The following is a 25512-nucleotide window of genomic DNA, read 5'->3' as shown; positions in this document are numbered from 1 at the left end:
CCCGAAATCCTTCCTTGCGCATAGCTTGAACCACTCGTCATCCCTTGACCGCGCCGCTGGTCATCGCACCGAGGATCAACCGCTGGAGCGACAGGAAGGCGACGATCGCCGGAACAACCGCGATCAGGCAGGCGGCGGCAAGCAGCTGGATGGATGAGTCGGTTTGCATGCCGCGGAAGTTAAAGATGCCGACGCCGATCGGCATCAGATCATTTTTCGTGAGCAACAGAAAAGGCACCAGAAATTGCGACCAGCCGGCAATCACCGTGATGATGAAGACGGAGGCGATGCCCGGCGCCGATAATGGCAGAATGATACGCCAGAAGACCGAAAATCGATTGCAGCCATCGATCATCGCCGCTTCGTCGAGGCTGCGCGGGATGCCGTCGACCGAGCTCTTCAAGAGCCAGGTCGCCAGCGGAACGCCAAGGGCGATATAGACCATGACGACGGCAAAATGCGTATCCAGCAAGCCGAGGCGGTTCATGTAGCGGTAGAGCGGCACCATGATGACGAGCGGCGAGATCATCTGGAAAAGCAGCAGCCCCATCATCGACAGGCCCTTGCCCCGGAACTGAAAGCGGGAAAAGGCGTAAGCCGCGGGCAGTGCGACGATCAGGACGCCCAGTCCGCTGAGGGCGGCAAGCTTGAGGCCGTTCCAGAGATAGATCGGGAAATAGCTGTTGTTCAAAACGGTGATGAAATTGTCGATGGTGGGGTTGTTGGGAATATACCGCGCCGCGCCGCGATAGATCTCACGCTTGTCGCGCATCGCCATCGACAGGAGATAGGTGAGGGGGCCGGCGAAGAACACGAACATCACCAGCATGAACAGATAGCTCATGGCATCGCCGAGCCGCGTTCCGGTCCGTCCACTCATTGCTCTTCCTCCTTCGGCAGGAACGACGCATAGATAAAGGCTAGCCCGAGGCTGATGATCAGCATGAGCACGGAGAGCACGCTGCCGCCGGACAGGTCGTAGTTTCTAAAGACGATATTGAACACGTAGAGCGAGATAACCTCGGTCGCACGCCCCGGACCGCCGCCCGTCAGGGTGATGATCGCATCGAAAGTATTCACCGTCTGGATCGTGATGAGGATCATGTTGACCAGGATCGCCGCGCGCAGCTGGGGAAGCGTCACGAAGAAAAACTGCTGTGATGCCGTCGCACCGTCGACCTCGGCCGCTTCATAGAGCGAGGGATCGATCGACTTCAGCGCCGCATACATGACGACCATCGAAAATGCAGTGCCGCGCCATATGTTGGAGATCAGGGTGGACCACGGCGCAATAGCAGGGTCCGAGAGCCAGGCGACAACAGGCATGTGCATCAACCGCAGTATGCTGTTCAGCGCACCATAAGGCGCTTCGGAAAAGAGCATCTGCCAGATGATGCCGCCGGCAATTCCGGGAACGACCCACGCAACCAGCGCCGTTGTCCTCAGAATGGTGGTGCCGAACAGGCCGCGCTTTTCGCCGCGGATGACCACGACGGCGACCGCAAGGCCCAGGATCTGCTGACCGATGACGCTGCCGCCGACGAAGATCAGGGTCGCCCACAAAATGTCGGGCAGCTGCGGCGAACTCAGCGCATTGGTGATCGACCCCAGCGTATAATCCTGATTGTCGCCGATCAGCGTGGCATTGGTGAATGAAAGCCTGAAAACGTCGATGACGGGGTAAAGATAGAAGATGCCGATGACGACGATCACAGGCATGATCCAGGGCAGGGGCGCACCGGCGAAACGGCGCATGAACGTTCTGCTTTGAGGCGGGCTGTCAGCCTCGATGGCAATGGGGCTCATTGGCTTCTCTGTGCGGGGTTTCGCAATGTCGACGGCGCCTGGCGGGCAGGCGCCGTCACGGTCGGAAGCACTAGAGACGCTTGTAGGCCTCCAGCGCCGCATTGAAGGCGGCATTCAAGGCGTCTTCCGGCTTTTTGGTCCCCGAGAGCACGTCGCCCATCATGATCTGGATCTGGTTGGAGATTTCAGGATAGATCGGCACACCCGGGCGTGCCTGTCCATCGACCAGAGCCGCGGCGAAGGTCTTGTTGGCTTCGGTGGAGAAGACCTCATATTTGTCGAAAAGCGACTTCCTGGTCGGCAACTGCTGCTGCAGCGCATTTGCCGGCCCCATATAGACCTCGCGTGCGAGGTTGGCGCACATCTCGATCTTGTCCTTGTCCTTGCTGAAGGAGGCGATCGTCCAGCCACCGGTGCCGGTCGAACGCTGATCGGCGCTGGGGCCGGGGATCGGCGAGAAGGTCCAATTGTTGAACTCGTCCTCGTCGAGCGTGGCCTTCAGCTGCGCATATTGCCAGTTGCCGCCGATGAAGAGAGCCGTCGTCGCCGCGGCGGCCGCCGCATTCATATCGTCATAATTCGCGATCGTGCTGACGCGCTTCGGCGCGGCACCCGAATCGACGAGATCCTTGAAATAATTCAGCGCCTTCAGGAATTTCTCCTTGTTCTCGCCTTCGCCGAACACTGGCTTGCCTGAGTCGTCGACGAGCTTGCCACCCAGCGCCCAATAATTCGCGAGCCAGTCGAACGTCGTTCCTTCCCAGCGCCCGCCGTTGAAGAGAACGCCTTCCATGCCTTCCTTGGTGGAGGCAAGCGCGGCCGTTTTCAGGTCGTCCCATGTCTGCGGCGCATCCGCAACGATCGACTTGTTGCGGTAAAGCACACGAAGATCGGTATCCCACCACCAGGCACGGACCGTCTGGTCCTTATCCGTGATGCCGCTGCGGATGAAGGGGAACAGGTCATCCACTTCCTCCTTCGAAAAATACGGCGTGAAGTCCGCAAGAACTTTATTGACCATGAACTGCGAGAGGACGAAGGAGTCGACAGCAGCGCAGTCAGGCGCGTTGCCGGCCTTGGCCTGCTCCAGCATCTTGGCCTGTTCCGTGCCGATGTCCGACGACATGAATTGCATCTGCAATTTCCAGTCCGGATGCTTCTTGATGAAATCGACGAACAGCTTCTGATAACCTTCGGCGATCGCCGGATCCGAATTGTTCGGACTATCGTTCGTCAGACGGACGACGAGGGATTTCGGCGCATCGGCAAGGCCGATCCTGTCCTTCGTGGCAAGTTCCTGGGCAAATGAAACGGATGCTGAAAATAACATGGTGCTCAGCGCAAATGCGCTGACGGTGGCGCTCTTCATGATGGGTCTCCTCCCCATTTTGAACGGATGCAGCCTGGCGGTCAGTTGACCTCTCCTCATTTCCGTGCTGCATTAATTAGATTAAGTTACTTTGATTTGATGTCAAGCCACAGCTTGGAAGGCCAGACCTGGGAGGTTGAGATGCTGGCGACAATCAACAGCAGCTAGCGCACAGTTCCGGAAAATCGAGATCGATTTCCGGAAAACAACGTGCGCCGTGAAAGTGATGGAGCGTCCCGCGGCACGCGCGGCGCATCCACCGCAATTTTCCTGAAGAAGAGCACGAGGCAATCGCGGATGGCTGCGATGGCGCGAGTGCGGTTTTGCCCGGCTGAGCTGCCGCGGGCAGTTAATTCCATGGAGGATAAGATGCGTCTACTCATTCTCGGTACCGGCGGAATGGCCAACCAGCATGCCGCCAACTTCAAGGCGATCGAAGGCGTCAATGTCGTGGGCGGCGTCGATGTTGTCCCGGAAAGGCTCGCGGCCTTTTGCACCGAACATGGCATCGCCAATCATTTCACGACCCTCGAGGATGCTCTCGCCTGGGGCGAGTTCGACGCAGTGGCAAACGTCACGCCGGACCGCATTCACCACCCGACGACGCTGCAGGCGATCGCAGCCGGCAAGCATGTATTCTGCGAAAAGCCGCTCGCCACCGATGCCGTCAAGGCCATGGAGATGACCGAGGCCATCGAGCGATCGGGCAAGGTCGGCATGGTCAATTTCACCTATCGCAATTCGCCCGCTCTTCAGAAAGGCCGACAGATGGTGCTCGCCGGCGAAATCGGGGAGATCAGGCACGTCGAGGCCTCCCACCTGCAAAGCTGGCTGGTCGGTCGTCACTGGGGCGACTGGAAGAGCGAAAGCAAATGGCTGTGGCGGCTGAGCAAGAAGCACGGATCCAATGGCGCGCTCGGCGATATCGGAATTCATATCGTCGATTTCGCATCATACGGTTCCGGGCTCGACGTTGCTCATGTCTTCGCCCGGCTGAAGACCTTCGATAAGGCGCCGGGCCACAAGATCGGCGAGTATGATCTCGATGCGAATGACAGCTTTACGATGAATGTCGATTTCTTCGGCGGAGCGATCGGGACGATCCAGGCGACGCGCACGGCGGCCGGACAGATGGATCAGCTGCGCCTCAGGGTCTATGGCGAAACCGGCTCGATCGAGATAATCTACGACACCGGAAAATCGACGCTACGCGCCTGTCTCGGCGAAGACGTCCACACGGCGACCTGGCGTGACGTCCCCTTCGATCCGGTCGAGACGAACTACCAGCGTTTCGTCCAGGCCGTGCGGGCGGGCAGGACCCAAGAACCCTCGTTCCGGCGGGCGGCCAATATCCAGAAAGTCTTGGACAAGGCGCTGGCCTCCGATCTCAGCCACGCCGATGAAGCGCTCGGCTGAGTCACGCCAAAGCGGCTGGTTGGGCCATCAGGCCGAAGCCGGCGGCGGCAGCAACGTGTTGAGGAAGGGCAGGAGGGCTGCACCGAGCGCAACGCCGCCGCCGCTGAAGCTCGCGGGTTTCATCGGCGAAATCCAGGGCGTCAGCAATGGTCTCGTCGAGGTGTCGCGCCGCTCGATCGAAAGCTGATGGATCAGCGCTTCGATCACGCCCTGCGGCAGGTCGCTGCCGATCATGACGACGCTCGGGGCGAGAAAACCGGCCATGGCGATGATCGGGTCGAGCAGATGGCCTGCGGCTTCGCGTATCCATTGCGACAGTAACGGCGAGGAGAATTCCTCTCCTTGCAGCAGGCGGGTGAATGCCTGGTCGCCGATCCGTGATCTCAGGGATTCGAAACCGACGACGGTGTTCAATTGGACATTGTCCGGGCCTGTCAGCATTTCGCCGATGCTGCCTGCCCGGCCATGCACGCCGGAATAGGGAATACCGCGAATGAGAAAGCCGGCCTGAACGTCGTCGTCGATGATGATCATCGCAAGTCCGCCTTCCCTGCCGGAGCTGCCGATCGTGCGTTCGGCGAGAAGGCTCGCCGTGCACTCGTTCTCGACATAGGGACGCGCGATCGTCGACATCGCGGCGATCTGCTCGCTTTGATCCTCTGTCCAGTCGTTGGCGGCGATGCCGAGGCCGATGATCGGCAATGCGGCGTGGTGATCGACCATATCCATGACCGCCGCATGCACCACGCCGACTTTGTCAGCGGGATCCAGCTCGATGTAGACCCGGTCGTGGACCTGGCCACTTAGATCGATGAGCACGGCCTCACCACGTCTTTGGCGAAGCTTGACACCGATCGAGAAAGCACCTTCCGGGCGCAAGGCAAACTCGGTAGCGGTGGCCCCTCCGCCAACGCCGTTGCGGCGGTTGGAGGTGACAAGCTTTTCGTCAGCCAACCGGCGGAGAATATTGGTAATGCCGGGGCCGGTCAGGCCGCAATGCCGGCCGAGTTCCATCCGCGTCAGCGGGCCATGGCGGCGGATGGCTTCCAGAATGACGCGAATGTTTCGATCGGCGATTTCGCCGGACCGCAGACCGACCGTTTTGGCGCGCTGGGCGCCCATCTCCTGAGTGTGAAGCCGACGCGGCCCTGACCGAAGATACCGCATGACTGTCTTTCCTAGAGCCTTTCCGGGTTGTGTACTTCATCCACGGGCTATGGGAAAGCCGCGCTTAGCAGCCGCTTTTTCAGCTGAACGTCCTATCAACCGGGATCAGGGCCATCACGGCGCTGACGAAGCGCCGCGGGGCGAATGCCGCAAAATGCGTCAACAGACCTCGAAACGACACGGCAATCGGAGCTTCACTCTATCGGTCGTTAGTAGCTGCAAGGACGATCATTGCCGAAGCCGTCGCGGCAGGCAGGTCTGAGCCCATAGTCGACGCTGCTATATCCAACCGAGCCAGTTTGCATCGAATCATTCGAGGCCGTCGTGCAGGATGACGACGATACGGCAATCACGATGACGGCTATCGTGGCTGTCAATAATTTGCGGACTTGAAACATCCCACCCTCCCCAGCTGCCTGAAATCTGCCATATCAGTGCAATTCTCGGTCAAATAGGGCCGACAGGGGTTTCGATAACTATTGTCCTCGATCAAGATCTCGTTATCCGGTGAAGGCCCATCACCGGCTTCCGATCGAGAACGGCTGGGACGACCGCAAGCCCGGAGCGGTTCAGTTCTTCCGGGCTTGACGGGAAATCAAAGTTACTTAATCTAAGACCCTGCAAGCCCGCTTGGAGGAGGGGCCGGGCAATCGCGACGTCGGTCGCGCCATCTTCATCTCCCCCAAACCAATGACCACGACCCCAAAAGCATGACGACAAGATTGTCAGCCGTCGATTTTTCAACAGGATAAGCCATGCCTCTGACCATTGCCCAGCGCCTCGATCGTCTGAAAGTTCGCATTGCCGAGTTGGCGCATTGGCGAGATCGACAAAGTGCTGCGATCGACGGCTGGACTTTCGAGGGCGAGCCGATTGGCCATCACCAGGATTGGCCGCACCGCCAGGGAGTGGTGCATTTTGCCGCGACCGCTGAAGCGCCGGAGGCGTGGCCTCTCGAAGATATTCGCCTGCAGCTCGACCTCGGCGGCGAGAGCCTGATTACGCTCAGCTACCCCGACGGCGAGACGGAAACATTCGGTCTCGATCCCTACCATCAGGAATTCCCGGTAAAGGGCCGCCGCTTTTCGATCGCAACGGAAACCGTCGCCCGGTTTCCATTCGGCGAGCCCAATCGCGCTCCACGGCTCAACAAGGCCCAATTTATCTGGCTCGATGGTCCAGCTCACCGCCTGCACCTTCTGTTAAAGCAGGTTGCCGAGGCAATCGATGTGCTGGGCGAGCATGAAGTCGTGCCGCACCTGATGGATGCCGCCGAGCATACGTTGCGCAGCCTCGACTGGCCGTCGGATACGGCGGCCTATATCTCCCGCACATCGAGCGCCGTCATGCAGCAGAAGATCTGGGAACTACCGGAGCTTGAGGCAAATCCTGCAGGCCTCACGGAAGAGCAGAGCGGCTCGGCAGCCACGGCCTTCGAGGCTCTGACGGCGCGGTTGAAGGAGCTGCAGAAGCGCTTTCCCCCGAACGGAGAACTGCTGCTGACGGGCCATGCGCATATCGATCTCGCCTGGCTTTGGCCCTATCGCGAGACGCGGCGGAAAATGCGGCGCACCTTCAATACGGCGCTCTCGCTGATGGAGCGCTCCGACGATTTCCGTTTCAATCAATCGACCGCTCATTATTACGCGCAGATGGAAGAGGAAGACCCGGAGCTTCTCGAGCGCATCAAGAAGAAAGTCGCGGACGGAAAGTGGGAAACGGTCGGCGGCATGTGGGTGGAGCCCGACACGAACATGCCGACCGGCGAAAGCCTCGCCCGTCAGGTTCTCTATGGCCAGCGTTATTTCGAAAAAACCTTCGGCACCCGCCATACGGTCTGCTGGCTGCCAGACTGCTTCGGCTTTTCCGGCGCGCTGCCGCAGATCCTGAAACAGGGCGGCATCGACAGCTTCTTCACGATCAAGGTCAACTGGAGCGAGACCAACCATATCCCCTCCGATCTCTTCTGGTGGAAGGGCCTCGATGGCAGCCAAGTGCTGACCCACACGTTCGACAATCCGATGCAGGGTTATAACGGCTTCGTGCAACCCGATTGCTACGTGCCGACATGGAAGAATTTCCGCGGCAAGACCCAGCACGATACTTCGCTGCTGGCCGTCGGCTATGGCGACGGCGGCGGCGGCGTCACGCCGGAGATGGTCGAGCGCGAAGTGCAGCTGCGCGATTTCCCGGCTATCCCGCAGGCACGCTGGGGCACCGTCAAAAGCTATTACGAACAGGCGCACCGCACCGCTGGGGAAAAGAGCCTTCCCGTGTGGGATGGTGAAATCTATCTCGAACTGCACCGCGCCACGCTGACGTCGCAAAGCGGCGTCAAGCGCAAGCACCGCCAGGCCGAACGTGCGCTGATCACCGCCGAAACCATTGCTTCGCTGGCGCATATGCTCGGAGCAGATGGGCCCCGAAGCCTCGAGGCGGATTGGCGCGTGGTGCTGAAAAACGAGTTCCACGACATTCTGCCAGGCTCGAGCATCCGTGAAGTCTATCAGGATGCCGAGCAGGAACTGGACGGCGTCATCGAACATGCCAAGGCCGAACAGGTGGGGGGATTGCAAGCGCTGTCGGCCAAGCTGCCGAAGGGTGGGGTTGGGGATGCCCTCGTCGTCGTCAATCCGTCTCTTGCGCCGAGGCCGCTCAGCGCGACACTCTCCGATGGCACGGTCATCGCAGCTGCCGATCTCGTCGCGCCCTTGTCCGTCGCGGTCTTCGACAAGGGCTCGCTCAAGCCGGCGGGCGAGCTGAAGGCGGGCCCCGAGCGTCTCGAAAACGAGCACCTCTCGGTCTCCATCGGCAGGGACGGGGCGGTTGCAAGCCTCGTTCACAAGGCCACAGGCCGGGAGGCGGTCGACAGCTCGGCAAATCAGCTCTGGGTCTATCCGGCCGACAAGCCGCGCAACTGGGACGCCTGGGATATCGATGCGGATTATGCCGAAAAGGCCGTCCGCCTCGATGCGCCTGATAGCATCACCCTCGTGGAAGACGGCCCGCACCGCGCGGCGATCCGCGTCGTTTACCGCTACCGGAATTCGAGCGTCACGCAGACCTATGTGCTGACGGCCAACGCCAGGCGGCTCGACATCGAAACGACGATCGACTGGCATGATCGCCGCACGCTTCTGCGAACCCTGAACCCGGTCGCCGCACAGGCCCGCAAGGCGACCTTCGAATGCGCCTTCGGCATCGTCGAGCGGGCAACGCACACGAATACGTCCTGGGAACAGGCGATGTTCGAGGCCGTCGCGCACCGCTTCGTCGATATCAGCGAGCCGGACTTCGGAGTCGCGCTGCTCAACAATGCCAAATACGGCCACAGCGCGCGCGGCAACGTGATCGGCATGAGCCTCGTGCGCGGGCCGATCTATCCGGATCCGCTGGCCGATGAAGGCGAGCAGAGCTTCACCTATGCGCTGATGCCGCATGAAGGCGCCTGGCATGAAGGCGGCGTTCTCGATGAGGCGATCGATCTCAACCAACCGCTCGTCTCGGCTGAATCCAGCGGCCTCTCCGCCGGCACTTTCACGCCGCTTGCGGTCACCGGCATCCCCGTTGCTTTCTCAGGCCTGAAACCGGCGGAAGAGGGCGACGGCCTCATCCTGCGTCTTTACGAACCGGCCGGCCGGCGCGGCAGGCTCGCCCTCGACCTACCTTCCGGATGGGCAGCATCACAGCCGCTGAACATTCTCGAAGAGCCGATGGAGCGGAAGGGACCTGCCGACATCATGCCGTTCGAAATCCGGACCTGGAAGCTGCGAAATGGCTGACGCCATGTCTTGGCAGATGGCCCCTTCGGTGCCGCGGAATGATCAACGGCGCTCAGCCAAGCTCAGCCCTCTAAACCAAGGCTCGCCAGCAGGCGGCCGACATAAGCTTCCAACCCGCCGACCATGTCGAAGCGGGTGGGATCGCGCAGCCAGAGCATCTGAAGGCCATCCATCACGGCGATCAGTTCAGCCGCCATCGCCTTGCCATTAATCTTGCGGTCGATCGAGCCATCGGCGACGGCCAGTTCGAAGGTGGCGGCGATGTCGTTCTGCAGCTGGGTGGCACGATCGAGAAACCATGCCTTGGCCGGGTGATCCTTCATAAGGCTCTCGGCGTTCAGGATGGCGAAGGCCCTGACGACCTCAAACATTTCGGCGTTGCGGCGGAAGACCTGGATCATGCCCTTGAGCAGGCCGCGGAGATCGGAACGATAGGGCCCGATGAAGCTTTCACATTCGAGATCGCGCTTGTCCAGAATGGCAAGCAGGAGATCGACCTTGGTCGGAAAATGGTGCAGCAGGCCCGGCAGCGACAGGCCGACGTCGCGAGCCACATCGCCGATAGCCGAATTCTGGTAGCCGTCTTCGGCAAAACGTTGCATCGCAGCCGACAGGATCTCCGTGCGGCGTGCTTCGCCCTTGCGAGATCGGCGCCGTCGCTTTTCGTCCTGTCCGGTATTCGATTCGGAAACCTCTGCCATCGTCTCTTCCGCCTGCCTCTTTCTTCCGTCCTCCATCCATACATCACAACTCGACAGTTGACATCTTAAAAATACCGAGTAATCGGTAGGTTTAAGAACTGCATGGCGCGTGGAGAAGTTGGCGTCGCCGCCGGATGAACTGGCATCGAGCGTGCTCGCCCAGCACTTCGCAACGCCCGAATTCCATTGAACGAGAGGTTTGCATGATAGATTCCATTCTCGACAAGATGACGCTCGAGGAGCAGGTCTCGCTGCTATCAGGCGCCGATTTCTGGACGACCGTTCCCGTCGAGCGTCTTAATGTGCCGAAGATCAAGGTGACGGACGGGCCGAATGGGGCTCGCGGCGCGGGTTCGCTGGTCGGCGGCGTCAAGGCGACCTGCTTTCCTGTCGCCATTGCGCTCGGCGCCACCTGGAATCCCGATCTCGTCGAGCGCATGGGCGTGGCGCTTGCCCACCAGGCAAAGAGCAAGGGTGCCGCCGTGCTGCTCGCCCCCACGGTGAATATCCATCGTTCCGGCCTCAACGGGCGAAATTTCGAATGTTATTCCGAGGATCCGATGCTGACCGCGGAACTGGCCGTCGCCTATATCAAGGGCGTGCAGAGCCAGGGGATCGCAGCAACGGTCAAGCATTTCGCCGGCAACGAATCTGAGATCGAGCGGCAGACCATGTCCTCCGATATCGACGAGCGGACGTTGCGCGAAATCTACTTTCCGCCCTTCGAGCAGGCTGTCAGGCGCGCCGGCGTAATGGCCGTGATGTCCTCCTACAACCGCCTCAACGGTACCTATACGAGCGAGCATGCGTGGCTGCTGACCAAGGTGCTGCGCGAGGAATGGGGATTCGACGGGATCGTCATGTCCGACTGGTTCGGTTCGCATTCGACGGCCGAGACGATCAATGCCGGTCTTGATCTCGAAATGCCTGGCCCGGCGCGTGATCGCGGCGAGAAGCTGGTTGCGGCCGTGCACGAGGGCCGGGTCAAAGCGGCGACCGTGCGGGTGGCGGCACGGCGGATCCTGCTGCTTCTCGAGCGGGTCGGCGCGTTCGAGAAGAAGCCTGACCTTACGGAGCAGGCGGTCGACCTGCCGGAAGACCGGGCGCTGATCCGGCGTCTCGGCGCGGAAGGCGCAGTCCTGCTCAAGAACGATGGCATCCTGCCGCTTGCCAAGACGTCTCTCGACCGGATCGCCGTCATTGGACCCAACGCCGCGAGCGCGCGCGTGATGGGCGGCGGCAGCGCGCAGATCGCGGCGCATTATACGGTCAGCCCGCTCGACGGCATTCGAGCGGCCCTTTCCAATGCCAACAGCGTCAGCCACGCCGTCGGCTGCCGCCATAACCGTCTGATCGAGGTGGCCAGGGGAAAGATCACCGTCGAATATTTCAAGGGGCGCGGCTGCGGGGGCAATCCGCTTCATGTCGAGACCGTCGACAAGGGTGAGTTCTTCTGGTTCGAGTTGCCGTCAGGCGAACTCGACCCGGCCGATTTCTCGGCGCGGATGACGATGCAATTCGTGCCGGAGGAAAGCGGCGATCACCTCTTCGGCATGACCAATGCCGGACTGGCGCGGCTCTTCGTCGATGGCAGGCTCACGGTCGACGGCCATGACGGCTGGACACGTGGCGAAAACTATTTCGGCACCGCCAATGACGAACAACGCGGCACGATGGCGCTCGATGCGGGCAAGGCCCATACCGTAACCGTCGAGTACGACACGCCGGTGGCGACCGGGGAAGGGATCAACCTCACGGCCATCCGCTTCGGCGTCGAAAAGCCCTTGGGCGAGGCCGATATCGAGGACGCCGTCGAAACGGCGCTGAATGCTGATGTGGCGCTTCTCTTCGTCGGCCGCGACGGCGAATGGGATACGGAGGGTTTGGACCTGCCCGACATGCGGCTTCCGGGCCGGCAGGAAGAGCTGATCGAGCGGGTTGCAGCCGTCAACGCCAACACCGTGGTCGTCCTGCAGACCGGCGGTCCGGTGGAAATGCCCTGGCACGGCAAGGTTCGCGCCGTGCTGCAAATCTGGTATCCTGGGCAGGAGCTGGGCAATGCCGTCGCTGATGTCCTCTTCGGCGACGTCGAGCCCGGCGGACGCCTGCCGCAGACATTCCCGAAGGCGCTTGCCGACAATTCCGCCATGACGGGCGATCCGGCCGTCTATCCGGGTAAGGATGGACATGTGCGCTATGCCGAAGGCGTGTTCGTCGGCTACCGTCACCACGATACACGCGCTGTCGAGCCGCTCTTCCCCTTCGGTTTCGGCCTTGGCTATACACGCTTCAGCTGGGGCGAGCCGCGCCTGTCGACGAGCGACATGGGTGCCGAAGGCGTGACTGTCTGCGTCGATCTGATCAATATCGGCGACCGGGCCGGGTCGGAACTGGTCCAGCTCTATGTGCGTTCGCCAAAGTCCAAGGTGGAGCGGCCGGACAAGGAACTGCGCGCCTTCGCAAAGCTTTCGCTGCTGCCCGGTGAAACAGGGACAGCCGTGATGAAGATCCTGCCGCGTGATCTTGCTTATTTCGACGTTGAGGCCGGCGCCTTCCGCGCCGAGCCCGGCGGCTACCAGCTGGTCGTTGCGGCAAATGCCGCGGATATCAGGTTCATCATCGATCTGCCGTCACCGCTCGACACCCTGTTGCCGCCTGCATACGCAGCGGCCACCCTCTTCGGATAGCTCGCCGCCTCGACTATTCCGCCTATTCGACCGACGAGGTGCGCGCTCGACAGGGCAATTTCGGGCGCGCCGATCTCTCAACTGAATTTCAACCGGCTTGGGCCTTGGACGTCAGGGAAGCGCGCGTCGCAGTCCTTTCCCGAGGTGGTCCTTCGCCATCAAGGGCTTTGAGCGCGGCGAGGATGTCGGCATAACGCACCGGCGACGGTACGCCAGGCGGCTGCCGTAGAGCCGGAGCGGACTCAATCGCATAGAGATCCGAAGCCCACGACGCCAGGATCGCTCTCTTCTCCTGCGCAGAGATGTCGGCGGCGAGAACTTCGTTCGGAGAGGTGAAATGGTGATGGGGATGAAGAATGTGCGAGGCAGAGATCGCCTCGATAACGCCATCCGGAGGCGTCGTGCTGATGCTTTTGCCGGTCATGAACTTCTCCCAAAAATTTCCACACAAGCGAAGAACATCTTCAGGCACCATTCGATTTAGGTGAAGGAAAACAGCATTCAAGCGGCTTACAGCCGGCCTCGAGCCTCGGCCAAAAAAATTTTTGATGTCCTCTTGAATCGAAAAACGCGCAAAACCAGATCATTTTCGTCGACAGCGCAAAGTCGGGTCGACCAGACCGGGGACGCGTTTTCGACGCGTCTCCATTCCATGTTGCTTTACGGAGGATATGGCTATGAGAAACGAACTTGACTTCGCACCCCTTTACCGGTCCAGCATCGGCTTCGACCGGGTCTTCAACCTCTTGAACAATGCGCAGCGGCTGCAGGCGATCGAGACCTGGCCGCCCTATGACATCGTCAAGACGAGCGAAGACGACTATCGTATCCAGATGGCAGTCGCCGGTTTCGCCGAGGCCGATCTCGAGATCACCCAGGAGCGGAACGTGCTCGTGGTGAAAGGCCAGAAGGCCGAAGGGAAGGATGGCGAATATCTGCATCGCGGCATTGCCGGGCGCGCGTTTGAACGTCGCTTCGAACTCGCGGACCACGTCAGGGTCGAGAATGCCTCCCTGACGAACGGTATTCTCTCGATCGCGCTGAAGCGTGAGGTGCCGGAAGCCATGAAGCCGCGCAAAATCGCCATTGGAGACGGCTCCTTTCAGCAGGCGCCTCTTCAGATCGAAGCAGAGCGCCAGGTGGCTTAAGGAGCGCTTCTCGATGAAGTCCCGGAAAAAGCCGTTCACGGTCGAAATCAGGAAACGCCGCGGGGCAAGTGCAAAGGACGCAGGAAAGCGTGTGCTCTCGAAGCTTCTTGACAAGCTCCGCTCGGGAGCCTCGGCTCCGGTAGCGCGATCCTGAATTGAGTTGCATGCAAGGAGGGCCGGCTTGGTGGCCGGCCCTTTGTCCGACGGACCACCATAATGGCTTCGCCGCATCCCCCGCAAATGCCCCTAAGCGACGTCGTCTTGCCGCGAATTACGTGGCTTCATCCCCTTTTGCACAAGGAGCATTCGCGAAGAGATCAGACAGCGTCGGGCTGCTTGCGAAGATTGGAGACGACGCGCCGGTTCTGCACTTTGCAGGAGCGCTCCGTGCAATCGCGGACTTCGCGCTCGTTCCCGTAACCCTTGGCCCACATCCGCTTTGCGTCCACGCCCTTTGAGATAAGATAAGCCATTGCCGCGTCGGCACGCTTCTGCGACAGGGTCTCCATATTGGACGCAGACCCTGAATCGTCGGCGAATCCTTGCAGCTTGAGCATCCAGGTAGGATTGTTGTTGAGCCAGCTGGCTTGTTTGTCCAACGTCGCCATGGCGACGGAATCGAGCTTGGCGGAGTCCTGCGTAAAATAGATCCGTCGGCCGACATTCAGGATAAAATCTTGCTCGCTGCCAGCCGCGACGTTTTCGAAACCAGGCGCCGGATCGTTCGTCTGGCCGGTCATTGGCACCGCCGCAGGTTCTTCGAGCGAGGCGAGTTCGGTGGTGGAGCAGGCGGCAAGCGCCAAGAGCATTGTCGCGGCGAGAAGGCGCCTCGTAAATCCGGTCGCAATAGAGATCAAGGTGATATTCCTTATTCGACCGGGGTTGTCTGGCTGACCTGAGTGGCGCTTTCAGCCTGGTCTGCGATATGCGGCAGGACCTGCACCGCAGTGCCGATGGGGCAACGCTGGTAAAGATCGATGGCGTCTTCGTTAAACATACGGATACAGCCGCTGGAGGCATCCTTGCCGATGCTCCAGGGCTCCAGCGTGCCGTGGAAGCGATAACCGGTATCGACGCCGTCGCGATGCAGGTACATGGCGCGTGGCCCGAGTGGGTTTTTCGGTGAGCCTCCCGCCACGAATTCGGGCAGTTCCGGATGGCGCTTGCGCATCTCCGGCGGCGGCGTCCAGCGCGGCCACAGCGATTTGCTGTCGATCGTCGCGCGGCCAAACCATTTGAAGCCCTCGCGACCGACGCCGACGCCGTAGCGAATGGCCGTCTTGTTCTCCATGATCACGTAGAGAAAATGGTGCCTCGTGTCGACGACGACGGTGCCGATCGGCTCGCTGCTGAAATATTTGACAACCTGGCGGTGCCACTGTTTGTCGATCTTGGCGAAGTTGGTCCTTCGGAACGTCACGCCATTGTCGACAGCGGTGCCGTCGAAATAGGAAGACGCCGCGGCAAATGCGGGTTTCCGGATTGCACCGACGCCAAGTAACGCCAAACCACCCAGCACAATATTTCTGCGAGTCCACGGCATCGGCAATATCCCCCTTAAAGCCAAGCAGCGAAGCGTCAGTAAATCAGATTTTTCATTTGCCACAACAGAAAAATCATCTCCTCCCCAAAGGCGGAGATCGGGTCACAGTCCTCCTGTGTCTGGTATTGCCCATCGTTACTCTGGAATGCCGCGGCGCTTCGAGTTAAGGAGCCGGGCATTCATCTCCTCTGAAGATCGGCATGTACTCTTCCGCAACCGCCTGCGAGCCGATGCTCCTCACACGCGGCAGTTCCGCTTCTTCGAATGCCTCCACAAGAGCACAAAGCATCTCTCGCGCCACGCCAGGGACCACATGATGGGGCAAGTGCCCGACACCTTCCAGCAATCTGACGATCGGCCTCGGATGCTTCCTGCAAAGCCAATCAATATGCCAGTGCGGTGAAATCACGCGGTCCGCCACCCCGAAGAGAACGTGCAGGGGGAGATCGCCAGGCAGATCTGGAAGGCGCTCCATGTCTCGGTTGAAGGCGCGCAACTCGTCGGCCATCGTGCGGATGGTAATGGGATTGACCACGTGAGAGGCCGGCAGGCCCGAGAGATGAGAAGGCAGGGGATTGGGAAAAGAGGACGACCTCAGACCTCGATCCAGAAAGAATGCTGGCCACCGACCGATGACGTGCTGGCGGATCAACGGCCCGACCACCGGAGCGACCGCCGATCTAAGCACAATCAATGGCTTCGATGGCACAGGGGCGCAACACGGGGACATGAGAAAAAGTCCGCTGACGAGGTCTGGTCTTCTTGCAGCAAGGTGTAACGCCGCTGCGCTGCCGATCGAGTGCGCGACGATCCTCACCTCCGGCAGATCAAGAGACGCGAGAAGGCGTTCAAGCCAGAAGGACTGTCCCTCAGGTCCGCGCTCAGCCGGTGCAAGCGGCGTGCTCAGTCCATAGCCAGGCCGGTCGGGTGCAATGATCCGGAAATCGCTGTTGTCGAAGGGAAGCAAAATTTCCTGCGCAAGGCTGCCGCAGCCATGCAGGAGGAGGACTGGGATGCCATGTGAGTTGCCACCGTCAAGGATGTGAACATCCTGATCTTCAACGTGAATTGTTGTTCCGAGCGTCGGCTGGAGTGGCTTCACTAACATGAACCGCATAACTAAAATCCGAAGAAGAAGTTCCGGCCGGTTGGGGGACGGCGCCTACGGCAATGAACGGTTAGAGTAGGATGGAAGGGAGGCCCAGCGTTGCCGCCTTATCTGTGCTACCATCATCGCGGTCTCGAAGCGGAAAGATCGAATGCTCCTTCAGCGTGTCAGTTTCTATGTGCTTCTGGTCCTCGTGACCATAGCGTTCGTCGCCGTCGTGCTACCGTTCTATTCGGCGATATTCTGGGCAGTCGTCCTCGCTATCATCTTCTTCCCGCTTCACGCCCGTATCGAGGCTCGGCTGGGTGGGCGCGGAAACCTTGCTGCAGCGCTCTCTGTGTTGATCTGTCTCTGCGTCGTTATCATTCCCGGGCTGATCGTCCTCAGTTCACTCGTCCAGCAGGGCAACCATCTCTACCAACGTATGGACACTGGCGAGATCGACGTCCGGAGCTTTATTCATAATCTGCAGGAAGCATTGCCCTTGTTCCTCCGCGACTGGCTCCGGAGCATCGAGCTGAACGGCGTCGATACGTTACAGGATCGCGTTTCCTCGGCATTGATGCAGGGCGGCGGTTTTTTTGCCGGACGCGCCTTAAGCCTCGGTCAGAACACCCTGCGGTTCTTCGTCACCTTCGGCGTGATGCTCTATCTCCTGTTCTTCATGTTCCGGGATGGGCGCGCCGTTGCCCGCGCCATCAGAAGAGCGCTGCCTCTCAGCGATGCCCATACCCTTCGCTTCACTTCCAAATTCACTTCGGTCGTTCACGCGACCGTGCGAGGCAATATTATCATCGCCATCATCCAGGGTTCGATCGGCGGCATCGCCTTTTGGGCCCTCGGCGTCGAGCCAGCCCTTCTGTGGGGCGTACTGATGAGCTTCCTGTCGCTGCTGCCTGCGGTCGGCGCCGCATTGATCTGGGTGCCCACGGCCATTTACCTGGCCCTGGCCGGCTTTTGGATGAAGGCGATTGTGCTGGTTGCGGTCGGCGCCCTCGTCATCGGTCTTGTCGATAATCTTCTGAGGCCATCCTTGGTCGGCAGGGAGACCAAGCTTCCCGACTATGTCGTCCTCATTTCCACCATTGGCGGCATCTCTCTCGTAGGCATCAATGGTTTCGTGATCGGCCCGTTAATAGCCGCTCTCTTCATCGCCGCTTGGGGGATATTCGTGGAGGAGGAGGGCACGTCGGATTCCTGACGATGCGGCCGGAGCATTTAACGATGGCTTCCGGAACTTTCATCTCCCTCAATGGTTCAACAGATTCGAACCATCATCATGGAGGTGAAGCCATGAGCGCTTCGGGTGTCGCCGTCTTCGATAAGACGCTGCAAACCACAAATATATGGCTCGACGATCTGATGGCCGACCAAGGACCTGATCGGCAGCTCGCCTGGCATGTGCTTGGCGCGGTTCTTCATACGTTGAGAGATCGTCTGCCGATCGATCTGGCTGCGCATCTGTCGGCTCAGCTGCCGCTCCTTGTGCGCGGCGCCTATTACGATCGATACGATCCTTCCAAACAACCCGTCCGCTCCCGTTCCCTGGATGAGTTCCTGGAGCAGGTGAACCACGAGCTTTCATCGACGCATCCGGTAGACGCGAAGGAGGCCGTGCGGTCGGTTTTCCGTGTGCTTTCCCACTACATCGATCCGGGCGAGGTGCGGAAAGTGCGCCACGGACTGCCGGCAGAAGTCCAGGCGCTCTGGCCGGATCCGGATATGCGCCATTAGGGCATCAAGAGAGTGGCAGGAGCCGCAACCACATCGTTTCGGAAACGACTCTCACCGGAACATTCGACGTCCACTAACCGCAAAAGGCAGGAGGAAAGACCATGAAAGTGTCAGAGATCATGTCGCGCGATGTAGAAATCGCCAACCCTAACCAGACGATAGCCGAAATCGCGAGATGCATGGCCGACAGGCAGATCGGCTTCCTGCCGGTCGGCGACAACGACCGGCTCGTCGGAACCATCACCGACCGCGATCTCGTCGTGCGCGGGCTTGCCGACGGATTAGGGGGCGATGCAAAGGTGCGCGAAGTCATGTCGCGCGATGTCAAATATTGTTTCGAAGACGAAGATGTCGACGACGTAACCCGCAATATGGGGCAGGTCCAGGTCCGCCGCCTTCCCGTCGTCAATCGTGACAAACGCCTTACCGGCGTCATCTCGCTCGGCGACGCGTCCCTGGCGGACACCGCTGCAGCAGGAGCCGGGTTGAAAAAGGTTTCCCGACCGGGCGGTGCTCATGCACATTAGACGAGGATGATTTTAGGCCTGAAGCAATCAGCATCCTGTCGTTTGAGATCATTCATCGTTGAGGTGGCAAGCCGACAGGTGCCCCGGTGCAATTTCCTTTTTCACCGGCGCTTCCATATGACAGCGGTCCATCGCAAACGGGCATCTCGGATGGAAGTGACAGCCTTTCGGCGGGTTTATCGGGCTGGGGAGTTCGCCAACGACGGGCTTGAACTGCCGCTTGCCGGGTTCGATGCGCGGCACCTCGGCCAAGAGCGCTTTCGTGTAAGGATGATTGGGCCGCCTGAAAACCTCCTCGACGGGCGCCTCTTCGACGATGCGGCCGAGATACATGATCGCAACGCGATCGGAAATATGTTCCACGACGCCGAGATCATGGCTGACGAACAAATAGGTCAGGTCGAGCTTGTCACGAAGTTCCATGAACAGGTTGATCACCTGGGCCTGGATGGAAACGTCGAGTGCGGCGACGCTTTCGTCACAGACGAGGAATTTCGGCTGCACGGCAAGCGCACGCGCAATATTGACACGTTGCCGCTGGCCACCGGAAAACTGGTGCGGGTATCGCTTTTTCATGGCCGGGTCGAAACCGGCCAGCATCAAATATCTGTCGACATAGACGTCGCGTTCCGTCGAGCGGGCAAGCCCATGCGTTCGAGGCGCCTCCCAGATAAGCTCCTCGACGGTCATGCGCGGATTGAGAGCCGCCATCGGGTTCTGGAAGATCATCTGGCTGGCGAGACCGAACTGATGGTGCTCGCCTTTCGACATGGCGCTTCGATCCATCCCCTTCCAGAGAATCTGGCCCTGGCTCGGCGAGGTGATCCCGGCAATGGCGCGGCCGAGCGTCGACTTCCCGCAACCGCTTTCGCCGACGAGGCCGACAACCTCTCCGGGCCGAATGCTGAGGCTGACATTATCAAGCGCGTGAACGACAGGCGCCGGTTTGGCCAGTTTGAGCTTGAGCGCGATCTTAGCGGCGAGATCGGGCTTGGCTCCGAAGCGCTGCGACACGTTCCTCGCTTCGATCAGGGGCGCGGCGGTCGCCGTCATCATGCTACCTCTTTCGTTACGGGATGAATGCAGCGGAAGGAGCGATCGCCTTCCGGCACGAGCGCCGGCATGACCAGACAGCCGTCGGTTGCCCGATCACAGCGCGTACGAAAACTGCATCCCTGTGGGAGGCGGTTGATGGCCGGCGTCATGCCGCGGATCTGGCGAAGCGGCTCTCCGCGTCTGTTTTGCGAAGGAACGGACGCGATCAGACCGGCCGTGTAGGGATGATGAGGATCGGTCAGAACCTTGCCCACGGGTCCGGTCTCGACGAGGCGGCCAGCATACATGACGGCGATCTCGTCGGCCAATCTTGAGACGATCGCCAGATCGTGGGTGATCCAGATCACCGCCGTATTTCCCTCTTCGGTGAGCTTCTGGAATTCGGAAATGATCTGGCTCTGGATCGTCACATCCAGCGCCGTTGTCGGTTCATCGGCGATAATAAGGTCCGGCTTGTGAAGAAGCGCGATGGCAATCGCCACACGCTGGCGCATTCCGCCGGAAAACTGATGCGGATAAGCGGCAAGCCTTTCTTCAGGGCTTGGTATTCCGACCAGCGCCAAAGCATCGCGCGCCCGCTGCCGGGCAGCATCCTTCGAGACTCGCTCGTGTGCCTGCACGGCTTCCACCATCTGCGTGCCGACCGTCAGAACCGGATTGAGCGTCATCATCGGATCCTGGAATACCATGGCGATCCGTTTGCCGCGCAGCTGCCGCATCTCTTCGTCCGAATATTTCGCGATGTCGGCGCCGTCGAAGATGACGCTGCCGCCGACAATCCGCCCGGGCTTATCGAGGAGCCGCATGATCGAGAAGCCGGTCACCGACTTTCCGGATCCGGATTCTCCCACAAGACCAAGGACCTTGCCGCGCTCCACCGTGAATGACACATCATTGACGGCGCAAAGGCTGGGCCGTCCCCTGCCGCCGCCGAATTCGGTGACGAGATTGCTCACTTGCAGCAATGGGGTCATGACATGTTCCTCGGGTTGAGGACATCGCGCAGCCGGTCGCCGACGAGATTGATCGCCGCGATCGTGACCAGAAGGGCAATGCCGGGAAAGAAGCTGATCCAGTAGAGGCCCGTCAGAAGATACTGGTAGCCCGTCGAGATCAGCATGCCGAGCGAGGGTTCGGTCACCGATGCACCGAGGCCGAGGAAGGACAAGGTTGCTTCGAGGCCAATTGCCCTGGCGATCTGCATGGTGGCGATGACGATGACCGGCGCAAGACAGTTCGGCAGCAGGTGCCTGAAGAGGATGCGCCATCCGGGCAGGCGCAGCATCCGGGCCGCCTCGATATACTCCTTCTCGCGCTCGACCAGAGCGGTGCCGCGGACGGTGCGGGCATAGGTCGCCCACTCGGCGATGATCAGTGCGATCACGACATTGGGCACGCCCTTGCCGAGCACAGCGAGCATCATGAGCGCCATCAATATGGTCGGAAACGAGAGCTGAAGGTCGACGAGCCGCATCATCGCGGTTTCCGTGCGACCTCCCATGTAAGCGGCGAACAGTCCGGCCGAGGTTCCGATGATGGCAGCAGCGAAAGCCGACAGAACGCCCACCAGCAACGAGGTGCGCAGGCCATAGAGGATGCCGGACAGAATATCGCGGCCCTGGCTGTCGGTACCGAGGTGATAGACAAGCCCGGTCATGGATTCGGACCCCGGCGGCAGCCGTCCGTCCATGATGTCGAGCTGCATCAAATCATAGGGGTTTTGCGGAGAGATCCATGGCGCGAACAGCGCCAGGCAACAGATGATCACCAGCGTGAGGAAGGCGATCGCGGCTGCAGGAGAGCTGAAGAAATCCGCAATCCCTTTCGACAGACGACTGGGTTCGGGCGCTGGAGCGCTTGTGTCTTGGGTGTTTGGTTCGGCCATGGGTCAAGCCTTTCCTTCCAGCCGGACCCGCGGATCCAGAAGGGTATAACAGATATCAATGATGAAATTGAGGACGACGAAGAGCAGCACCATCATCATCAGGTAGGCGACGATGACAGGGCGATCGAGAAGATTGATCGAGTCGATGATGAGCTTGCCCATGCCGGGCCACGCAAAGATGCTTTCGGTGACGACCGAAAAGGCGATCAGTGACCCGAACTCGAGGCCGATGATGGTCACCACCGGGATCATCAGGTTCTTGAGAACGTGCACGGAAATGATCCGCCGCTCTCGCAATCCCTTGGCGCGGGCAAACTTCACATAGTCCTGGGGAAGGACCTCCTGCACACCGGCGCGGGTCAGCCGAAGAATGAGCGACGTTTTAAACAGAGCCAAGTTGAAGGCGGGCAATAAGAGGTGCCTGATGCCGTCTGCGGTCAGAAACGACCATTGTACGCCAAGCAGTTCTTGCGTCGGGCCGCGGCCATTCGTCGGCAACCAGCCGAGCTCGACGGAAAATACCATGATCAGCATGAGACCGACCCAGAAGGTCGGAAGTGAGAAGCCCAGAATCGAACCGCTCATGATGAGCCGGGAGGAAATTCGATTGGGGTAGAGCCCTGCATACAGCCCAAGCGGTAAGCCGAACAGCAGCGCGATGCCGAGAGCCGTGATCGCCAGTTCGAGTGTCGCTGGGAGACGTTCAAGGATCAGACCCAGCGCCGGCCGCCCATAGACGAAGCTGTTGCCGAAATTCCCGTGCAGAAGTCCTTGGAGAAACAGCAGATATTGTTTCCACAGCGGCTGATCCAGGCCGTAATGCGCGATAACGAGTGCCCGCTCCGCCTGGTTGGCGTCCGGGTTGATCAAGATGTCGACCGGGTTGCCAATCACATTGACGCCGATGAAGACAATGATCGTCATCGCGACAACGACGAGCAGCGCCTGTATCAACCGCCTGATAATGGATGTGACCATTGAACCTCTCCCACAGCACCGCGCGTCTTTTCGAGAGCCGCAAAGGACGCTGTAACATTTTTGAATCTAGGCGACGGAGATCGCCATCCCGTCGCGCTGCGGATCGGCCGCGCCTTTCGAGATGCCGCCGTCAATCTTGATCGCGTGGACTGCGGCGAACGCATATGTCTGCGGCGACCGCGCCACCTGGTAGCCCTGCGCCCGCAACTCATCTTCGACAGAGTGGCGAATGCGATTGCAGATGTCGATCGTGTTTGACACTCCTACGATCCTTGGCGCCGAGACGGCCTCGATCACGGACATGTCGAAATCGATCATGTTCATCAGGCATTGCGCAACGGCCGGCGCGATATAGCTGCCGCCTGGCGCTCCGATGACGATGCTGGGCTCGTCGCCCTTAAAGACGATCGTCGGTGCCGCCGAGCTGGGACGCCGCTTGCCGGGCGCGATGGAGCCGGGCTTGCCCGGAAGCGGATTAAAGCGGCTCATCGTGCCATTGTACATGAAGCCGAGGCCATCGGTGATCGCGCCCGAGGGACTGCCGAGGGTGTGGGTCATCGCGACGGCATTGCCATCCTTGTCGATCACCGAGATATGGGTGGTGTCGCGTTGCGACCCATCAAGGCGCGATACGCTGGCGATCTCACCCGCCTTGATCGCGCCGGCATGCGCCTTTGCATGCTCTTTCGAAACCAGCTTTTCATAGGGCACGTCGACATATGCGGGATCGCCCATATGTGCGTCCTTGTCGATCGTCATCCGCTTCATCGCCTCGAACAGGATGCGGACATGCTCGGCGCTGCCATGCTGCAGCGAGCCGACATCGAACTGCTCCATGATATGCAGGAGTTCAAGCATCGGGAAGCCCGAGCCTGGTGGAGGCGAGGTGGCGATGCGGTTGTCGCGGTAGTCGCCCCAAACGGGCTCTACCTTCGACAATTCGTAACGCGCCAGATCCTGCCGATCGATCAAGCCGCCATTTGCCTTGAAATCGTCGGCGATCTGCTCGGCCAGTTCGCCGTGATAGAAGATGTCCGAGCCGCCGCTTCGCGCGATGCGTTCGAGGGTCTGTGCCATGTCCTTGTTGACGAGCAGGTCGCCGACATTCTTGAGCGTGCCGTCGTCGTGGAAATAGACTTTCCGGCCCGTTGCAGAAAAGCGCAGCTTGTCGAGCGTGTTGGCAAAACCGTCATTCGACTGGTCCTTGGCCCAATACCAGTGCATGTGGTTTCGGATCATGAAACCGTTACGGGCCAGGCGGATGGCCGGCTTGACGAGATCGGCCCAATCGAAGGTGCCGTAATTGCGTAGCGCGGTCTCATAGCCCTTTAGCGAGCCGGGAGTGCAGACGGCAAGGTAGCCGATATCGGAAATATTGCCTTCAAGCACGTAGCCGAAGCCGTCGCGGCTCTGGTACTTGATCTTGTCGAGCCACATGTCCGGCGCAGCCTTCAACGGCGCGCGCGCATAAAATTCGAGGATCTCGTGCACGCCCTTTTTCGGCATATAGACATGCATGGAGCCGAAGCCGCCGATGCCGGCCATCTGCGGGTCGACCACACCTTGGACGAAAGCACAGGCAAGTGCTGCGTCGATGGCATTGCCGCCGCGTTCGAGAACTTCCGCGCCGGCTTCGACTGCCTCCGGCTGAGGCGCCACGATCGTTGCATTTCTCATTTCGCGCGACGGCCCTCCAGTACCTTTGCCAGGAAGGTCTTGACGTGACCGAGAACCTTCATCCGGTCGTGAGAGACGCCCGGAACACGATCGAATGTCACATCGACACCCGCTTTGCGGAATGAGCTCGCCAAGGCGGCAAGGCGCTCTGGCCGGGTTTTGCCGGCGTCGTTTGCGCCATCCATATAATATTTGCCGCCCGGCTTATGGGTGATTTCCCAGGTCTCCAGATCGGCGTCGCCGACGATCATATGCACCGGCACCTTGGCGAGATCCTCGGGCCGGAAGGCCTTGCCGAAGCGTGCCTCCAGATCCCGAATGCCGACCCACCAGTCACGCGTCGGATCCAGAAGGGTGACGGAACCAGGTGCGCCGATCGATGCCGCCCAGAGCTTTTCCGGATGCAGGATGGTGAAACGGTGCACGAAATGCCCGCCGCCGGAGAAGCCGAACATGGCGAATTTGGACCAGTCCTGGCGGTATTTGTCGGCCATCTCCGCGACCATGGCAAGGACGACCTGATCGTAGCGGATGTCGCCTTCCTCAAGAAACTTGTAGCCGGAACGCGCACCATCGCCGAGAACGCCAACCGGGAAGATCGGGCAAAGGATGGCGCAGTCGTTGTAGAGTCCGAATTCGGCAAAACCGTCGCGGAAGTCGATGGCCGACGTGCGCCCGGTGCCGTGGACCGCGACTAGGAGGTCGAGCTTGCGGCCGTCTGCCGCCGTCGGCGGCACATAAAGCACCATATGGAGGCGGGGATCGGCCTGAGAGGCGAAGATGGCCGTCTGGCCATAGTCATAGATGGCCTTCGCCCGGGCGACGGCTTCGCCCGTTCCAAGTTCCTGCATGAATGTCTCCTGGGAGATGAAGAAAGGGTGGCCTCGGGGCGGCCCCATGCTGCTGTTTTAAACCGCGCCGCATCGAT

The 25512-nt window shown here is 60.2% G+C and carries 23 protein-coding genes; 7 read left to right on the top strand and 16 right to left on the bottom strand.

Going from position 1 to position 25512, the window contains the following annotated elements:
* Positions 1 to 37: 37 nt before the first annotated feature.
* From HFO71_RS26085 to HFO71_RS26075, 3 genes are all read right to left on the bottom strand, one after another.
* Positions 38 to 880 carry a carbohydrate ABC transporter permease gene (locus HFO71_RS26085; RefSeq protein WP_011649125.1) on the bottom strand — a complete coding sequence of 281 codons (843 nt, stop codon included), beginning with the start codon at positions 878 to 880 and terminating at the stop codon, positions 38 to 40.
* A complete protein-coding gene (locus HFO71_RS26080; protein ID WP_003550501.1) occupies positions 877 to 1806 on the bottom strand; it encodes a carbohydrate ABC transporter permease in 930 nt (309 codons plus the stop codon). The genes HFO71_RS26085 and HFO71_RS26080 overlap by 4 nt, the downstream gene beginning before the upstream one ends.
* Before the next feature lie 70 nt (positions 1807 to 1876).
* Entirely contained in the window at positions 1877 to 3175 is a 1299-nt protein-coding gene (locus tag HFO71_RS26075; protein ID WP_027664475.1) for a type 2 periplasmic-binding domain-containing protein, read from the bottom strand.
* A gap of 369 nt (positions 3176 to 3544) precedes the next feature.
* On the opposite strand from HFO71_RS26075, the gene HFO71_RS26070 reads away from it, so the two are divergent.
* Positions 3545 to 4591: a Gfo/Idh/MocA family protein gene (locus tag HFO71_RS26070; protein ID WP_077980589.1), complete on the top strand. Its 1047-nt coding sequence runs from the start codon at positions 3545 to 3547 to the stop codon at positions 4589 to 4591.
* A 27-nt stretch (positions 4592 to 4618) separates the two neighbouring features.
* Here the strand turns inward: HFO71_RS26070 and HFO71_RS26065 are convergent, their stop codons facing one another.
* A complete protein-coding gene (locus tag HFO71_RS26065) occupies positions 4619 to 5758 on the bottom strand; it encodes an ROK family transcriptional regulator (protein ID WP_221988588.1) in 1140 nt (379 codons plus the stop codon).
* A gap of 209 nt (positions 5759 to 5967) precedes the next feature.
* Positions 5968 to 6156: a hypothetical protein gene (locus tag HFO71_RS35925; RefSeq protein WP_025396930.1), complete on the bottom strand. Its 189-nt coding sequence runs from the start codon at positions 6154 to 6156 to the stop codon at positions 5968 to 5970.
* 357 nt (positions 6157 to 6513) lie between these two features.
* On the opposite strand from HFO71_RS35925, the gene HFO71_RS26060 reads away from it, so the two are divergent.
* Positions 6514 to 9540, top strand: coding sequence for an alpha-mannosidase (locus HFO71_RS26060; protein ID WP_221988587.1), 3027 nt, complete (start codon positions 6514 to 6516; stop codon positions 9538 to 9540).
* A gap of 62 nt (positions 9541 to 9602) precedes the next feature.
* Here the strand turns inward: HFO71_RS26060 and HFO71_RS26055 are convergent, their stop codons facing one another.
* Positions 9603 to 10241: a TetR/AcrR family transcriptional regulator gene (locus HFO71_RS26055; protein ID WP_221988584.1), complete on the bottom strand. Its 639-nt coding sequence runs from the start codon at positions 10239 to 10241 to the stop codon at positions 9603 to 9605.
* 203 nt (positions 10242 to 10444) lie between these two features.
* Between HFO71_RS26055 and HFO71_RS26050 the strand changes: the two genes are divergently transcribed.
* Entirely contained in the window at positions 10445 to 12928 is a 2484-nt protein-coding gene (locus tag HFO71_RS26050) for a glycoside hydrolase family 3 C-terminal domain-containing protein (protein WP_221988583.1), read from the top strand.
* An 88-nt stretch (positions 12929 to 13016) separates the two neighbouring features.
* On the opposite strand, the gene HFO71_RS26045 is transcribed toward HFO71_RS26050, so the two are convergent.
* Positions 13017 to 13352, bottom strand: coding sequence for a hypothetical protein (locus HFO71_RS26045; RefSeq protein ID WP_221972479.1), 336 nt, complete (start codon positions 13350 to 13352; stop codon positions 13017 to 13019).
* A gap of 253 nt (positions 13353 to 13605) precedes the next feature.
* Here HFO71_RS26045 and HFO71_RS26040 point away from each other — a divergent pair, with 253 nt between their 5' ends.
* A complete protein-coding gene (locus HFO71_RS26040; protein WP_025396923.1) occupies positions 13606 to 14076 on the top strand; it encodes an Hsp20 family protein in 471 nt (156 codons plus the stop codon).
* Between the two features lie 317 nt (positions 14077 to 14393).
* Here HFO71_RS26040 and HFO71_RS26035 read toward each other — a convergent pair whose 3' ends face one another.
* From HFO71_RS26035 to HFO71_RS26025, 3 genes are all read right to left on the bottom strand, one after another.
* Entirely contained in the window at positions 14394 to 14930 is a 537-nt protein-coding gene (locus tag HFO71_RS26035; RefSeq protein WP_025396922.1) for an OmpA family protein, read from the bottom strand.
* A gap of 14 nt (positions 14931 to 14944) precedes the next feature.
* Positions 14945 to 15619 carry a L,D-transpeptidase gene (locus HFO71_RS26030; protein WP_221988607.1) on the bottom strand — a complete coding sequence of 225 codons (675 nt, stop codon included), beginning with the start codon at positions 15617 to 15619 and terminating at the stop codon, positions 14945 to 14947.
* Positions 15620 to 15782: 163 nt separating this feature from the next.
* The gene (locus HFO71_RS26025; protein WP_206111696.1) at positions 15783 to 16736 is read right to left on the bottom strand and encodes an alpha/beta fold hydrolase; all 954 of its coding nucleotides are present in this window, start codon (positions 16734 to 16736) and stop codon (positions 15783 to 15785) included.
* A 142-nt stretch (positions 16737 to 16878) separates the two neighbouring features.
* Between HFO71_RS26025 and HFO71_RS26020 the strand changes: the two genes are divergently transcribed.
* From HFO71_RS26020 to HFO71_RS26010, 3 genes are all read left to right on the top strand, one after another.
* Positions 16879 to 17928: an AI-2E family transporter gene (locus HFO71_RS26020; protein WP_077980597.1), complete on the top strand. Its 1050-nt coding sequence runs from the start codon at positions 16879 to 16881 to the stop codon at positions 17926 to 17928.
* Between the two features lie 92 nt (positions 17929 to 18020).
* The gene (locus tag HFO71_RS26015; RefSeq protein ID WP_131641184.1) at positions 18021 to 18461 is read left to right on the top strand and encodes a DUF2267 domain-containing protein; all 441 of its coding nucleotides are present in this window, start codon (positions 18021 to 18023) and stop codon (positions 18459 to 18461) included.
* 101 nt (positions 18462 to 18562) lie between these two features.
* Positions 18563 to 18988, top strand: coding sequence for a CBS domain-containing protein (locus HFO71_RS26010; RefSeq protein ID WP_017957358.1), 426 nt, complete (start codon positions 18563 to 18565; stop codon positions 18986 to 18988).
* Positions 18989 to 19036: 48 nt separating this feature from the next.
* On the opposite strand, the gene HFO71_RS26005 is transcribed toward HFO71_RS26010, so the two are convergent.
* From HFO71_RS26005 to HFO71_RS25980, 6 genes are all read right to left on the bottom strand, one after another.
* Positions 19037 to 20041: an ABC transporter ATP-binding protein gene (locus HFO71_RS26005; RefSeq protein ID WP_221988605.1), complete on the bottom strand. Its 1005-nt coding sequence runs from the start codon at positions 20039 to 20041 to the stop codon at positions 19037 to 19039.
* Positions 20041 to 21018 (bottom strand): ABC transporter ATP-binding protein, encoded by a 978-nt coding sequence (locus HFO71_RS26000; protein ID WP_077980599.1) that lies wholly within the window; start codon positions 21016 to 21018, stop codon positions 20041 to 20043. Before HFO71_RS26000 ends, HFO71_RS26005 begins: the two co-directional genes overlap by 1 nt.
* Positions 21015 to 21929 carry an ABC transporter permease gene (locus HFO71_RS25995; RefSeq protein ID WP_077980600.1) on the bottom strand — a complete coding sequence of 305 codons (915 nt, stop codon included), beginning with the start codon at positions 21927 to 21929 and terminating at the stop codon, positions 21015 to 21017. Before HFO71_RS25995 ends, HFO71_RS26000 begins: the two co-directional genes overlap by 4 nt.
* A 3-nt stretch (positions 21930 to 21932) precedes the next feature.
* Complete coding sequence (locus HFO71_RS25990) at positions 21933 to 22907, bottom strand: ABC transporter permease (protein WP_221954157.1); 975 nt, start codon at positions 22905 to 22907, stop codon at positions 21933 to 21935.
* A gap of 66 nt (positions 22908 to 22973) precedes the next feature.
* Positions 22974 to 24584, bottom strand: a complete 1611-nt coding sequence (gene ggt, locus HFO71_RS25985) for a gamma-glutamyltransferase (protein WP_221988582.1) — start codon at positions 24582 to 24584, stop codon at positions 22974 to 22976.
* Entirely contained in the window at positions 24581 to 25435 is an 855-nt protein-coding gene (locus HFO71_RS25980) for an alpha/beta hydrolase (RefSeq protein WP_077980603.1), read from the bottom strand. The genes ggt and HFO71_RS25980 overlap by 4 nt, the downstream gene beginning before the upstream one ends.
* Positions 25436 to 25512: the final 77 nt, after the last annotated feature.

It is taken from the genome of Rhizobium laguerreae (assembly GCF_019778565.1).
Taxonomy (GTDB): Bacteria; Pseudomonadota; Alphaproteobacteria; order Rhizobiales; family Rhizobiaceae; genus Rhizobium; species Rhizobium laguerreae.
The sequence above is the reverse complement of the archived record's forward strand: the minus strand, read 5'-3'. Positions and strand labels throughout refer to the sequence as shown.